Source organism: Bradyrhizobium sp. CCBAU 45394, assembly GCF_028128655.1.
In the GTDB taxonomy this organism is placed as follows: Bacteria; Pseudomonadota; Alphaproteobacteria; order Rhizobiales; family Xanthobacteraceae; genus Bradyrhizobium; species Bradyrhizobium diazoefficiens.
On the sequence record NZ_LBIX01000017.1, the window covers coordinates 407755 to 419943 of the forward strand.

The following is a 12189-nucleotide window of genomic DNA, read 5'->3' on the forward strand; positions in this document are numbered from 1 at the left end:
GGTCATTCAGAGCGCCTCGAGGAAGGCGAGCAGGCGGTCGTTCGGCTGGAAGCGGGTTCGCTTGCCGCGCTCATATGGCTTGAGCTTCGCCAAGGCAGCTTCCTTGAGGGCGAGGTGGGCATGCAGGTACGTCTGCGTCGTCTCGACCGATTCATGACCGAGCCACAGCGCGATCACGGAGCAGTCGACGCCGGCTTGCAGCAGTTCCATCGCAGCGCTGTGCCTCAGCACGTGCGGCGACACGCTCTTGGCCTTCAAAGACGGGCAACTCTTGTGAGCGACACGAACATGCTTTCCCAGCAGGGACTGCACGCTATCGGCACTGAGCCGGCCCCCGTGCACGTTCGGGAACAACGCTGTTGCTCCTTTCCGCAACGGCTCCTTGAGCCATGCCTGGAGCGCACACCGAGCGAGAGTGGTCAGCGGAGTGGTCCGCTCCTTCCGCCCTTTACCGACGCATCGTACGTGTGCACCGGACCCGAGGTGGACGGCATCCCGGTCAAGGCCAGTCAGCTCTGAGAGGCGCAAGCCCGTCTGGGCCGCGACCAGCAGCAAGGTGTGATCGCGGCGACCAAGCCACGTCGTTCGATCGGGCGCGGCGAGAACCGCCTCGATCTCGGGGCGCGTCAGGAAGTGCACCTGTCGCTTGTCATGGCGTTTGCTCGGTATGGCGAGCACGCGCTGGATCAGCGCATTGTGTGCCGGTTCCTCGAAGGACACGAACCTGAAGAAGGATCGGATGGCGGTCAGACGCAGGTTACGCGTCTTCGCGCTGGCGCCGCGCGTTACCTCCAGATCGGTGAGGAACGCGCCGATGAACGTTGCATCCAGATCGGCGAGCGTCAGGGCGGATGGGGACTTCCGCAGCCGCACCTGTGCGAACATGAACAGCAGCCGGAACGTGTCCCTGTAGGAGGCGATCGTGTTGCCGCTAACATTGCGCTGGCGCATGAGGCGCTCGGTGAAGAAGCGCTCGATCAACGTGGCGACATTGCAGGCGGGCTTCATGGCGTCACCTCCCATCGCCGATCGAGACGCCGCGCCGCTTCTTCCATCAACTCGGGGCAAGCCGAGAGATACCAGTAAGTATCGCGCACGCAGGCGTGGCCGAGGTAAGTGGAGAGCACTGGGAGTTGTTGCTCGACGTCCTTGCCTTCGCGATACCAGTCGAGCAGCGTCCGGATGGCGAAGCGATGACGGAAGTCGTGCACGCGTGGCCCGGTACGATCACCTGGGCGCCGCAGCCCGATCTCTCTGGACAATCGCCAGAAGACACGATGAACGTACTGGTGCAGCAAGCGGCCTCCTTGTTCGGCAACGAAGAAGGTCGAGCCGCAGCGTGATCCGAGCAGTGCGTCGCGCCGGTGGGCGTAGTCGCGCAACGCGGTTCTCGTCGTCGGATGCAATGGCACGAGCCGCGACTTGCCGAACTTGGTCAGCCGCACCGTCAGCACGCCGGCGTCGAGTTCGACGTCATCACGCTCCAGGCCCATCGCCTCGGATATACGCATGCCCGTCACCGCGATCAGCCCGAACAGGGTATGGTAGGTCCATCGGCGCAGCCCGCCCGCTGGCGGCAGAGCCAGCGCCGCTGCCAGCAAAGCATCGATCTCCGCGTCGCTGTAGACATAGGGCTTGGCGCGCTTCCACCCGGGCAGCATGCCGACGGCCGGTACCTCCGTTCTCGGATCGAAGTTGGCGACATGGCGCGCGAACCCTCGCACGTCGCTCAATCGCAGCGCCCAGGATGCATGACGATCGGGCGGCAGCGTTGCCCATTCCATTGCCAGCCTCGTCGTGATGATCCTGGCTTTGCGCTTCTCCATGAAGGCGACGAAGTCGGCGAGCCGACGGGTCTGGTGCGCGTACTTGTATCCCAACCCCTTGCGCATGCTCAGGTACTTATCGAGTGCGGCGCGCAGATTGCTCATTGCACGCCTCCCGGCCAGGGCAGGCTCAATGTTCTCAGCGCGTCGATGTCGACCTTCGCGTAAATCCGGGTGGTGTCGTGGTTCTCGTGCCGCAGCAGCTGTCCGATCTCCGACAAGGTCGCGCCAGATCGGAGAAGCTCGGTAGCGAGACTGTGTCGGAAGATATGGGCGCCGCGGTGGGCGCACCCTTCGATTCCAACGCGATCGAGAGCGGCCTTGGCGATCATGGTGATCGCGCATCCGGAAGCAAAGCCGACGTGTGGCGCGAGTGTGCGGACGAACAGCCGTCGGCACGACGACTTTGGGCGACCATTGCGCAGATATGCAACGATAGCCGCGCCAATGTCTGGCGGTATCGGCATTCGTGCCCGCTGTCGGCCCTTGGCGCGAACGAGTATCTCGCTGGCGCGCCAGTCGATATCGTCGAGGGTGAGCGTCGCGACCTCGTCGGCCCGCAGGCCGAGCTTGGCCAGCAACAACAGAATGGCGTAGTCGCGCCGTCCCATCACCGTCTCTCGGTCGCAACTGTCGAGAGCCTTCCGCACCTGAGCGGCAGGCAGAAAGGTCGGTAGAGTTGCGAGCTTCCATCGGCGCATCGATGGAACGCAATCCGCCAACGGGCGCGAGTTCAGCCCCCGATGGTGGAGGCAACGGAGAAAGGCACGCAACGACCAGCACATCGCCTTGCCTGTTCCCGCGCTCCAATCCTGGGCGTGGCGCTCAACGTAGCGGATCACGTCCTCTTGGCTGATCTTGCTCAGGGCGCCGGCGGCGCCGCCGGAGCACACCTCGTGCAAAAACCTGCGGATGACCGGGAGATGGCGGACGATGGACCTCGGGGCCAAGCCGCGCTCTGATCGCAGGTAGGCATCGAACTCCTTAAAGATCCGTTCGTGCGGGGTGAGAGGCGGTAACACCAACGGCGCGATCGCGCCTTCCTCGCGCAGCACCGACAACCATCGCTTGAGCGCAGCTCGGTCACCGGGTTGGATAGACTGCCTCCCGCCTCGATGTCGGAGGTACCGCTCAACGACCTGCTCATCGAGATCGACCAGCTTGTAGCGACGGCCCGCGATCCAACTCAGGAGCCCGCCAACCACGTTGAGGCAACGCCATGTGCCGTGCCGAACGAGCCTCTCTTCGACGAGACGAGTGGCGTAGCGCTCGACAAACTGTCTGTGCGGCCCGCTTCTGAGACGCCGGTACAGCCGGCTTCTGCCCAAGTACTCTTCAACTTCCATCTTCCTGTTCTCCGCTGTTGAAAGCGGAGGCACAGAACGAACTATGCCGAACCGACCAAACGCCGGTCAGCGAGAAATCTGGGGAAAACGATCCGACTCGGCATAGTTCGGCGGGCGGCATAAACCGCCAAGCTCAACGACATCGATCCACAGGCTTGGCTCGCCGACGTGCTGGCGCGCCTACCGGATCATCCCGCCAAGCGCATCCACGAACTCATGCCCTGGAATTGGCGACCTCAAAACGTCGCTCAGGCCGCATAAGCGCGGTCAGCCATCCGTTCAAGATGACCTAACCAGGGCCGTCACCGGACGCGTACCTTCATACTTCGACCGAAAGCGAAACCTTGCCAGTTTCGTACCGACTAACGATCTCGGAGCGTTCGAGGTAAGGTCCATGGGGCCAAAGTCGAAATCAGAAAACTGGCAAAATGCGCTCCGACACCTTCCATGGATGGCGCGTCGTTAGCGCGGCTTTCGTGCTCGCCGCATTCGGGCTGGGCTTCGGCTTCTATGGTCCGCCGGTGTTCTTGGACGCCGTACGCGAAAGAAACGGCTGGCCCGTATCTCTCGTGTCCGTGGCCATTACGATGCATTTTCTAATTGGAGCCGTCGTCACGGCCAATCTACCTTCGCTCTATCGACGCTTTGGGATCGCGACAGTAACGAAGGTCGGTGCCCTCGCGCTCGGTCTTGGTGTCGTTGGATGGTCCGTAGCGGCAGCACCATGGCAACTCTTTAGCGCAACCGTGTTAAGTGGTGCGGGGTGGGTAACCATGGGCATAGTGGCGGTCAACGCTATGGTCTCGCCCTGGTTCGTTCGTCGACGTCCCGCTGCACTTGCTACCGCGTACAACGGCGCGAACGCCGGCGGAATCATCTTCTCGCCGTTGTGGGCAGGTGCGATCGGCGTGGTGGGGTTCCCGATTGCAGCTACCGCTATTGGCCTGATCATGGTGCTGACAGCGTGGACTCTTGCTGATCTTGTGTTGTCTCGCGCACCGCAACAAGCGGTATCCTTGCCAGACGAAGCCAATCCTGTTGAGACCGCGGGGTGTGCACCAGTTCAAGCTACCCAACCGTTACCCGGGGCGCGTCTGTGGCGAGATCGTAGATTCTTGACGCTCGCCGTCGGCATGAGCGTCGGCCTGTTCGCGCAGATCGGTTTGACGGCGCACTTGTATTCGCTGCTTCTGCCTCCACTTGGCACACAATATGCGGGGCCGGCGGTGGGATTAGTTACAGCCATGGCGATTCTCGGTCGAACCTTGCTCGGCTGGCTGATGCCCGTCCACGTCGATAGGCGACTAGTCGCAGGTGGCAGCTACGCCGTGCAAATCGTCGGTTCGACCGCTTTCCTCATTGCAGAAGGTACAAACGTTCCATTGCTGATTGTAGGCGTCGTTTTATTTGGCCTCGGTTTTGGCAATGGCACATTCTTGCCACCGCTCATTGCGCAGGTTGAGTTTGCGCGGGAAGACGTGCCGCGAATAGTTGCGCTGATCGTGGCCCTTTCGCAGGGCACCTACTCGTTCGCGCCAGCAACGTTCGGGATGATACGGGAATTTCTTCCGGCTGGAACAGACTGGGCCCTTGGCGCGGCCCCCAACCTTTACGCCGTCGCAGCACTTATGCAGGGGGTTGCGATCTGTGCGTTTCTGGCCGGACGTCGTTGAGATCACGCGCGGTGGGCGCTTCGTGGGAGGGCGGCGCCGAACCATCTTCAAGCCTTCCACGTGGGCTTTTGGAACAGCGAGATCGTGCTCGCCGCCATGCTTCGAACCAAACCCGATTGTCTCAAATGTGATCGCGCGGCCCCGGACCGGCGCCAGGCGACGATACTGTCTTCCGAGATTGGCAATTCAGGAGCTTCGTAACACTTTTGATAGTGTCCGAAAACAGCGAGACGAGAGTTGCGTTCCGTGCAATATTCGCGGCATTATGGATCTCGATCACGCCGCATCCTACCGTGCACTCGCGACCAGAGACGTCCGGTTTGACGGTCGGCTATTTATTGGAGTGCGAACCACCGGGATATATTGTCGGCCCATCTGTCCCGCGCGTACCCCCAAGATTGAAAACGTTGCGTTCTTTCGTTCGGCGGCGGAGGCACAGGAAGCCAAATTCCGTCCGTGCCTGCGGTGTCGCCCTGAAACTGCCCCGGACTTCGGCGCTTGGCGGGGAACTGCGAACACGGTCTCACGTGCCTTATCACTGATTGAAGGCGGGGCACTCGACCATGCAAGCATGAGCGATCTTGCGAGCCGGCTTGGGGTAGGCGAGCGCCAACTTCGACGGCTATTCGACAAGCACCTCGGAGCATCGCCAATCGCCGTCGCGCAAACGCGAAGAGTTTTGCTCGCGAAGCAGCTCATTCATGACACGCAGCTTTCGATGACAGACGTCGCCTTAGCTTCCGGATTCGGTAGCGTCCGCCAGTTTAATGAGGTGTTTCAGCGGCTCTACGGGCGCCCTCCTAACTCTCTGCGTCGGACCAGATCACCGACGTCGGCGGCTACGCCCTCCACTGAAATCAAACTTCGCCTTAGCTATCGACCGCCATATGACTGGTCCGCGCTTCTCTGCTATCTAAAGGCCTTCGCAATTCCCGAGATCGAACTGGTTGACGGGCTTGCCTATTGCCGCACCATCGACTTGGATGGGGCAACCGGATCTATCACCGTTCGGCCGTCGGCCGACCACGCGTTGGAAGCCGTCGTGCAATTCCCGCGGCTTGCAGCGCTGCCAGCCATCCTCACGCGCCTGCGGCGCGTATTCGACCTTTCTGCCGACCCTGAGCCAATCACGCGTCACCTGGCGCAAGATGCGCTGCTTGCGCCTCTCGTGGCGGCATGGCCGGGACTGCGGGTTGCGGGCGCATGGGACGGGTTCGAGTTCGCGGTTAGGACGATCCTCGGCGACGGGAATACGGCTTCCAGGGCGAGGACCGACATCCGAAGGATCGTGAACGCTTACGGAGCCTCGCTGGCTGTGACCGGACCGGGCAAAGAGAGCCTGACAAGAGCATTTCCGCGTCCAAAAGTACTTGCGACGGCCGAACTTACCGAGCTCGGTATTCCCAGCGCCAAGGCGACCGCAATTGCAGCGCTGGCGAGGATGGCATCGAGCAGCAGGGACCCATTTAGGACGGGGCAAAGTCTCGAAGATGTGGTTGCTCAACTTCGCGAAATCCCGGAAGTTGGTGAAGCGACAGCAGAATACATCGCAATGCGGCAGTTTCGGGAGCCGGATGCATTTCCACCAACGGCCAATCAGCACACGCTAGCGTTTGACCAAGAGCGTATTTCGATCCGGGAGATGTCGACCTGTAGCGAGTCCTGGCGGCCGTGGCGGGCCTATGCTGCGCAGTACCTATGGTACGCGCAAAACTTTCCCGAGGCAGAGCGGCGGACCGTTCGGTCCTCGATTGATGCGACGGCCAACCTCGCGGCTTCTTAACAGACCTCCGTCGGTGTGCATGAAGCGCCACATGTCTCTCGGCTAGCCACTCCGCCATGCCCCCCGTGGGACACTTTCGATACACGCTCGCTTTGAGCGTGCTCGCAGTGACGGAAGACTGACTCGCTTGACCTTGAACCATGGTACCTCCCGACAGAATTACTCTGTCCGAGCTGAGCGATTTCAAAATCACTTTGGCGTCCGAATAGCGCGAGCAGCAATCGAACGAGATGGCTATTGTGTGCTCACGCTCGGATAACTGCTCCGAAGCACTAGCGCCATAGGCACTTCGACGAGCATGCATCATCTGACGTCGACGACCGTCGGCCATGGGGATTGGGTTATGATCGACGCCGCCTCCGCCTCGAACGAACATGATGTCAATTCCATAACCTTAGGAGATTTCCTTGTACAAGCGGTGGAATCATACGCTTCGCGGCCTGCTGTCGTGTGGAATGGTCAAACGCTGAGTTTTGCCGATTTGCTGCACGAGAGCGCCTGCGTTGCAAACGGCCTATCCGCTCTCGGCGTACGATCGGGCGACCGGATGGCCATCTGGATGCCCAACGCGCCGGCATGGCTCGCACTTCACTTCGCATCGGCAATGCTTGGCGCAATCCTCGTGGCTATCAATCCGCGATTCCGCAGTCACGAAATTGGAGACATTATCGCGCGATCGGGCTCTAAACTCCTTGTGATATGGCCCGATTTCAGAGGCCTCGATTTCATCAGCACGCTGCACGAAATCGATCGCGACCTACTAGAGCCTCTCGAGACGGTGGTGCTCTACGGTGAGGCCGACGCATCTCTGGCCCGCGAGAGCCTGGGCAAGCGTGCGGTGCTTTACGCCGAACTTGTAAAGGCGCCTCCGGTTACAGCCGACCTGGGAAGCTCAGCCCTTGGCTCCAATATCTTCACGACGTCCGGTACGACCAGCGCTCCAAAGTTCGTCCTCCATAGCCAACAGGCGATCGTCACACATGCAAGGTGGGTTGCCAAGGCCGCCGCATATTCCCCCGAAAGCGTCCAATTGCTGTGTTTACCCCTATGCGGAATCTTTGGATTTGTCCAAGCAATGGCTGCCTTAGCATCGGGTTCTTGTTTAGTGATGCAGGCAAGTTTCGACGCAAGGGGCGCAGCAGACCTAATTCGGGCGAACAAGATCGCGACACTCTGCGCCTCGGATGAAATGCTGGCACGTCTCTTCGCAGAATCGGCGGCGCAAATTCCATTCCCCTCGCTTCAGTGGGCCGGCTTTGGAAGCTTTTCCCCCGAGCTGTCGGATCTCCCATCGCAGCTCTCACGAAGGGGAGTACGTCTCGTTGGCATTTATGGATCAAGCGAGATGCAGGCCATCTTCACGCATCAGCCGATACGGGCCGAACTGCCTGCGAGGGCTGTGGCTGGCGGCCTTTTGGTTGCCCCCACCGCTCAGGTTCGCGTCCGCGACATCTCGACGGGGAAATTGGTGGGACCTGGTACTCCAGGGGAGCTCGAAGTGAAAGGGCCGAGCCTGATGCTTGGCTATTTTGGCGATGAGCAGGCAACCGAGCAGGCGTTTTCGCCGGATGGCTACTTCCGTACCGGCGACCTTGGTCGAGTTTTGCCGGGCGGAGGCGTCGTATTTATGGGGCGAATGAAAGACGTTCTTCGCTTGGGGGGATATCTCGTAGCGCCGGCAGAGATAGAATCTTATGTTCAGCAGCACCCATCGGTTGACGCGTGCCAGGTGGTGGACGTGGCCGGACCGTCCGGCACGATCGCAGTCGCGTTCGTAACGCTGCGGCCCGATGAGAGCTTTAGCGCTACTGCGTTGCGGGATTTTTGCAGTCAAAGGCTGGCCAAATTCAAGGTGCCGCGATCATTTGTCTGCATCGACGCATTCCCTGTAACTTCGGGCCCGAATGGCACCAAGGTGCAGCGCACGAAGTTGCGCGAGCTTGCAGCTCAAAGAATCACTGCGGTTCAGTAACAGCCGTTCAATCCATCAAAGGGCGAGAGGTGGCCCACTTGGCGTATCACATGTCCGGGCCGCCTGGGCGTTCCGTTCTTAGATGCCTATCGCGTCGCGAAGGCGCTGCCACGCGACGGCCGGACGCAGAAACCAGGGGTCGCCATAGTAGAGTGGGCGCGTCTGGAATTCGAGATTGTCGTAGGCCGTGTGCCCTTCCGGATCCTGCAGAACCTTCAGAGCAATCTTGTGGCCAAGCCAGGTGGACCGACCTATTCCGGAACCGCAACAGCCAAGGGCATAGTGAACGCCTGCCACCTCTCCCAGGTGAGGCAACAGGTCAAAGGTATACGCTATGAGGCCCGACCAAGCGAATTCCGCTCTCACGCCAGCGAGTTCTGGAAATACCCTCAGCATTGCGGCGTAAAGACCAAGGCTATTCGCGATAGCCCCATCTCCTGGCCTTACCGCGCGACCGCCAAAAATGAGGCGTGCTCCATCCGGTGACGTTCGATAGTAATAGAGCACGCGGCGCTTCTCTTCTATGAGCCGCTGCCCCGGCATCAAACGGCGCATTTGGCCGCTTGGAAGTGGTTCTGTAGCAATCAAGGCGCTGCTGATCGGCACGATACGCCGGCGAAGATATTGGCTCACTTGACCGGTGTAGCCGTTCGTCGCGATAATTGCATTCCTCGATCGAATTTGCCCACGAGACGTGGTCACGAGGTGTGTATCGCCCATAGCGGAGATATCAAGCACGGGCGTATCTGGCGCGAAGGATACGCCAGATTTCAGAGCGACGTTCACCAATCCGTCATGGTACAAGGCGGGATTGAGAGAGCTATCGCGCTCGAGGAGCATGCCCCCGCAATAGAGGTCGCTTCCAATCTCCGAGCGTTGTTCGTCACGGGGTATCATGCGCGCCGCAATGCCAAAACGCTCTTTGAGAACTGCTGCTTGATATCCCAGGTCGTCGTAGTCTTTCGACCTCAGAGCAGCTACAAGCCGGCCCACCTCGGCAAGACCACATTCAATTCCTTCATCCTCAATAAATCGTCTCGTATACGCCAAGGCCTTCAAACTCTCATCCATGAGGGCTTGGGCCGCTGTGTTTCCATAAGCATCGATGAGCCCTGACAAGCCAGGTTTTGGAAAGCTTGGTCCAAGCATGCCGGAGTTGCGTGTGCTGGCGCCAAATCCAATTTGGCGCGCTTCCAGCACGATCACATGGCGCCCCCGCCGGGCTAACGTTATCGCCGCAGCAAGACCCGTGTAGCCCGACCCTACCACGACGACGTCAACGTTCCGGGCAAGATCGCAATCCAGCTGCTCGATGCGCGGTCGTCCTGTCCACCATAGCGGAGCGGGCGTCGCATCCTGGACAAATTGCTTATACTGCATCCGCCCGAGCTCCGGCCTCAGCCGGTACCGACGTCAGTATCGCTTCCGGCGGCTGCCAGCGATCGATCCTCCGGATATCCGCCAACCAACGCGCGACGTTGGCGTACTCCGAGAGATCTAGCTTCGCCTGGTCCGCCCAAAATAGATAGCCCGCGCAGGATATGTCGGCAATCGTCAAGGAAGAGCCCACGAGGAATTCGGCACGCTCCAAGTGGATATTGAGCTGCCCCAACGCATCCTCTGCCCGCCGTCTGTAGAGCGACACCACATCTGACGGAGGATCGGTTTCGAACCGAAGGGCAAATCGCAAGTTGGCAACACCAAGGTTCAATCGGCTCATCTCCCAAAATAGCCATTCGTTGATCGCTGCGCGGCTCCGCTGGTCCGTCCCGCCGAATGAGGCCGTTTGCTCAGCCAAATAAGATAGGATTGCGTTCGACTGGCTAATGCACAGGCCTTCATGAACCAACACCGGCACCTCACCGTATCGGCTGATGCGTCGGAATTCAGCGGGACGGCTCGACGGCTCCGCAAAGACGTCGATCATCTTGTACTGATAGCGGAGCCGCGCTAGCTCGAGGAAGAGACAGACCTTGTACGAGTGTCCAGAGTCGTGATGGCCATAGACCGTGTATTCGGGTTGTTCCATCGTTATTGCTCCGCATCATTAGTCCGCGCGCCAGGCAGGATCAGGGGTCCGGCCCACCGCACCGGAGTACGTCATTTTCTGCGCTGCCGCGGCTGAGTCAGAGAGAAACGAGTCTTGGTGCACTTGAACGAACGGGCTGAATCTCGGACACCTGCGATCCGCCGAGAACAGACTTCACGATCGCCTCGGCTCGAAGGGCGACCATGCTGAAACTCTGACCATCGCCGATTCCGTGCGAGTGCTCGCAAAGCCCATTCAGATATATTCGTGCGCGAGACGGTCTGGTCAACGCGAGACTATAGTCTCGATTCACGACGGGCTGTCCGCAATCGTTCATTCGAACCAACGAGTGCACGTTCTGTAGGAATCCCGGTAGGGGATTCACATGGAAACCGGTCGCCAAGACGACTACCTCGCCCGTTATCACGTCGGTAGCATCGCTATTCACTTCCCTTACCGACAGGTCTATGCCGCATTGCGTCCTGCGCACTTCGGAAACGGCATGTCTCGTGAGAAGCGTGATGCGCGGTGCCTGAGCGACGGCATCCTCGTAGATCTGCTGGTACAGGGCTGAGCAGATTTCAGCATCAAGACCAGAATAGTTGGTCCGCAATGTCTCGGCGAACGCGGCAGCTTTTCGTTCTGGCGGCAAGCCAAAGAAGTAGTCTGTTTCCGGCGGACAGTAGACCCCATTGCTGAATTGGCTGAGGTCGTAGAGTTTGAAGCCCGAAGACCGCTGAATGCCAGCTATCGATGCGTTTGGGAACCGCTGACGCAAATCAAAGATCGCTTCGCCTGCGCTCTGGCCAGCACCAATGACCACAATGGATCCAACCGTCTGCGGTAAGCGGGCGACACGCCGCTCGTACTCTGACGTGTGGAACACGCGATCTCCGAGAAGCGCCTTAAACGGCGCCGGGATCGTCGGCTCTGCACCGACCGATACAACGACGTTGGTCGTCGAAACGCGTCCAGAGCGGGCGCCGACCGTGAACTCGGCTAGTTCGTTGCCCTCGAACCGCGGGCTCACGTCTCCGATGGCGTCGTCATAGCTGACGTATGCCGCCAGCTGCGCAGCCGCCCACTGGACGTAGTCTGACCATTCCCGACGGCTTGGTGCCCGGCCTAATCGGCCGAAATCATAGAGTCGGCCCTTGGCCTTCAAATAATTCACGAACGTGAAGCGACTACGGGGATCGCGCGGCGTAGCGAGATCGCGCAGGAAGTGATGGTTTATGTCACTGCCAGCCAGAATGAAATTCGGGTGCCAAGCACTGGATGTTCTTGCCTCGAAGAATCTCGACGACAGTCGGGTGGGATGAGCCTCGTCTACGCATTCTTCGATCGCGGCGGCAATCGCTATGCCGGAGGGGCCGAAGCCCACGCAAACTAGATCCACACGCTGTTGATTAGGCGCAGCGTCCATCTCGACCTCCGGTGTATCCGTTCCGATGCGCGGGCCTTGCTCGCGAACCGCGACACCGACCCGAGAGCGCTGAGATGCTCTTTGCATCGTTTTCGCAGCACAATCGCTCGTTGCCTACCTGTACAATCCAACAG

9 protein-coding genes and 2 pseudogenes are annotated in these 12189 nt (G+C 60.0%); 5 read left to right on the plus strand and 6 right to left on the minus strand.

The genetic code is table 11. The annotated features are described in order from the left end of the window. Window positions 1–6: 6 nt before the first annotated feature. From WN73_RS11335 to WN73_RS11345, 3 genes are read right to left on the minus strand one after another with little or no spacing between them, the layout of a single operon-like run. A complete protein-coding gene (locus WN73_RS11335) occupies window positions 7–1008 on the minus strand; it encodes a tyrosine-type recombinase/integrase (protein ID WP_271552761.1) in 1002 nt (333 codons plus the stop codon). Further along, window positions 1005–1931 (minus strand): tyrosine-type recombinase/integrase, encoded by a 927-nt coding sequence (locus tag WN73_RS11340; protein ID WP_271552763.1) that lies wholly within the window; start codon window positions 1929–1931, stop codon window positions 1005–1007. Before WN73_RS11340 ends, WN73_RS11335 begins: the two co-directional genes overlap by 4 nt. After that, complete coding sequence (locus WN73_RS11345) at window positions 1928–3172, minus strand: tyrosine-type recombinase/integrase (RefSeq protein WP_271552764.1); 1245 nt, start codon at window positions 3170–3172, stop codon at window positions 1928–1930. The genes WN73_RS11340 and WN73_RS11345 overlap by 4 nt, the downstream gene beginning before the upstream one ends. 123 nt (window positions 3173–3295) lie before the next feature. Between WN73_RS11345 and WN73_RS11350 the strand changes: the two are divergent. The 5 genes and pseudogenes from WN73_RS11350 to WN73_RS11370 all read left to right on the plus strand — a co-directional run. Further along, a pseudogene (locus tag WN73_RS11350) lies at window positions 3296–3433 on the plus strand (transposase domain-containing protein); the annotation flags it as partial. Between the two features lie 167 nt (window positions 3434–3600). Beyond that, window positions 3601–4845, plus strand: a complete 1245-nt coding sequence (locus WN73_RS11355; RefSeq protein ID WP_271552765.1) for an MFS transporter — start codon at window positions 3601–3603, stop codon at window positions 4843–4845. Between the two features lie 265 nt (window positions 4846–5110). Beyond that, window positions 5111–5311: pseudogene (locus tag WN73_RS11360) on the plus strand (Ada metal-binding domain-containing protein); the annotation flags it as partial. Window positions 5312–5416: 105 nt separating this feature from the next. Then, window positions 5417–6628, plus strand: a complete 1212-nt coding sequence (locus tag WN73_RS11365) for a DNA-3-methyladenine glycosylase 2 (RefSeq protein ID WP_271552800.1) — start codon at window positions 5417–5419, stop codon at window positions 6626–6628. Between the two features lie 343 nt (window positions 6629–6971). Beyond that, complete coding sequence (locus tag WN73_RS11370) at window positions 6972–8600, plus strand: AMP-binding protein (protein WP_271552766.1); 1629 nt, start codon at window positions 6972–6974, stop codon at window positions 8598–8600. Window positions 8601–8678: 78 nt separating this feature from the next. On the opposite strand, the gene WN73_RS11375 is transcribed toward WN73_RS11370, so the two are convergent. The 3 genes from WN73_RS11375 to WN73_RS11385 all read right to left on the minus strand — a co-directional run bounded on the left by WN73_RS11375 (window position 8679) and on the right by WN73_RS11385 (window position 12055). Continuing rightward, on the minus strand, window positions 8679–9980 hold the full coding sequence (locus WN73_RS11375; RefSeq protein WP_271552767.1) for an NAD(P)/FAD-dependent oxidoreductase: 1302 nt from the start codon (window positions 9978–9980) through the stop codon (window positions 8679–8681). Further along, window positions 9970–10629 (minus strand): glutathione S-transferase family protein, encoded by a 660-nt coding sequence (locus WN73_RS11380; protein ID WP_271552769.1) that lies wholly within the window; start codon window positions 10627–10629, stop codon window positions 9970–9972. Before WN73_RS11380 ends, WN73_RS11375 begins: the two co-directional genes overlap by 11 nt. A 97-nt stretch (window positions 10630–10726) precedes the next feature. Further along, on the minus strand, window positions 10727–12055 hold the full coding sequence (locus tag WN73_RS11385; protein ID WP_271552771.1) for a SidA/IucD/PvdA family monooxygenase: 1329 nt from the start codon (window positions 12053–12055) through the stop codon (window positions 10727–10729). Window positions 12056–12189: the final 134 nt, after the last annotated feature.

Excerpts from the sequence above, each read along its gene's own strand:
- WN73_RS11340 (WP_271552763.1), bottom strand. The coding sequence starts at position 1,931 with ATGAGCAATCTGCGCGCCGCACTCGATAAGTACCTGAGCATGCGCAAG.
- WN73_RS11365 (WP_271552800.1), top strand. The coding sequence starts at position 5,417 with ATGAGCGATCTTGCGAGCCGGCTTGGGGTAGGCGAGCGCCAACTTCGA.
- WN73_RS11370 (WP_271552766.1), top strand. The coding sequence starts at position 6,972 with ATGATCGACGCCGCCTCCGCCTCGAACGAACATGATGTCAATTCCATA.
- WN73_RS11355 (WP_271552765.1), top strand. The coding sequence starts at position 3,601 with ATGCGCTCCGACACCTTCCATGGATGGCGCGTCGTTAGCGCGGCTTTC.
- WN73_RS11345 (WP_271552764.1), bottom strand. The coding sequence starts at position 3,172 with ATGGAAGTTGAAGAGTACTTGGGCAGAAGCCGGCTGTACCGGCGTCTC.
- WN73_RS11335 (WP_271552761.1), bottom strand. The coding sequence starts at position 1,008 with ATGAAGCCCGCCTGCAATGTCGCCACGTTGATCGAGCGCTTCTTCACC.
- WN73_RS11375 (WP_271552767.1), bottom strand. The coding sequence starts at position 9,980 with ATGCAGTATAAGCAATTTGTCCAGGATGCGACGCCCGCTCCGCTATGG.
- WN73_RS11380 (WP_271552769.1), bottom strand. The coding sequence starts at position 10,629 with ATGGAACAACCCGAATACACGGTCTATGGCCATCACGACTCTGGACAC.
- WN73_RS11385 (WP_271552771.1), bottom strand. The coding sequence starts at position 12,055 with ATGGACGCTGCGCCTAATCAACAGCGTGTGGATCTAGTTTGCGTGGGC.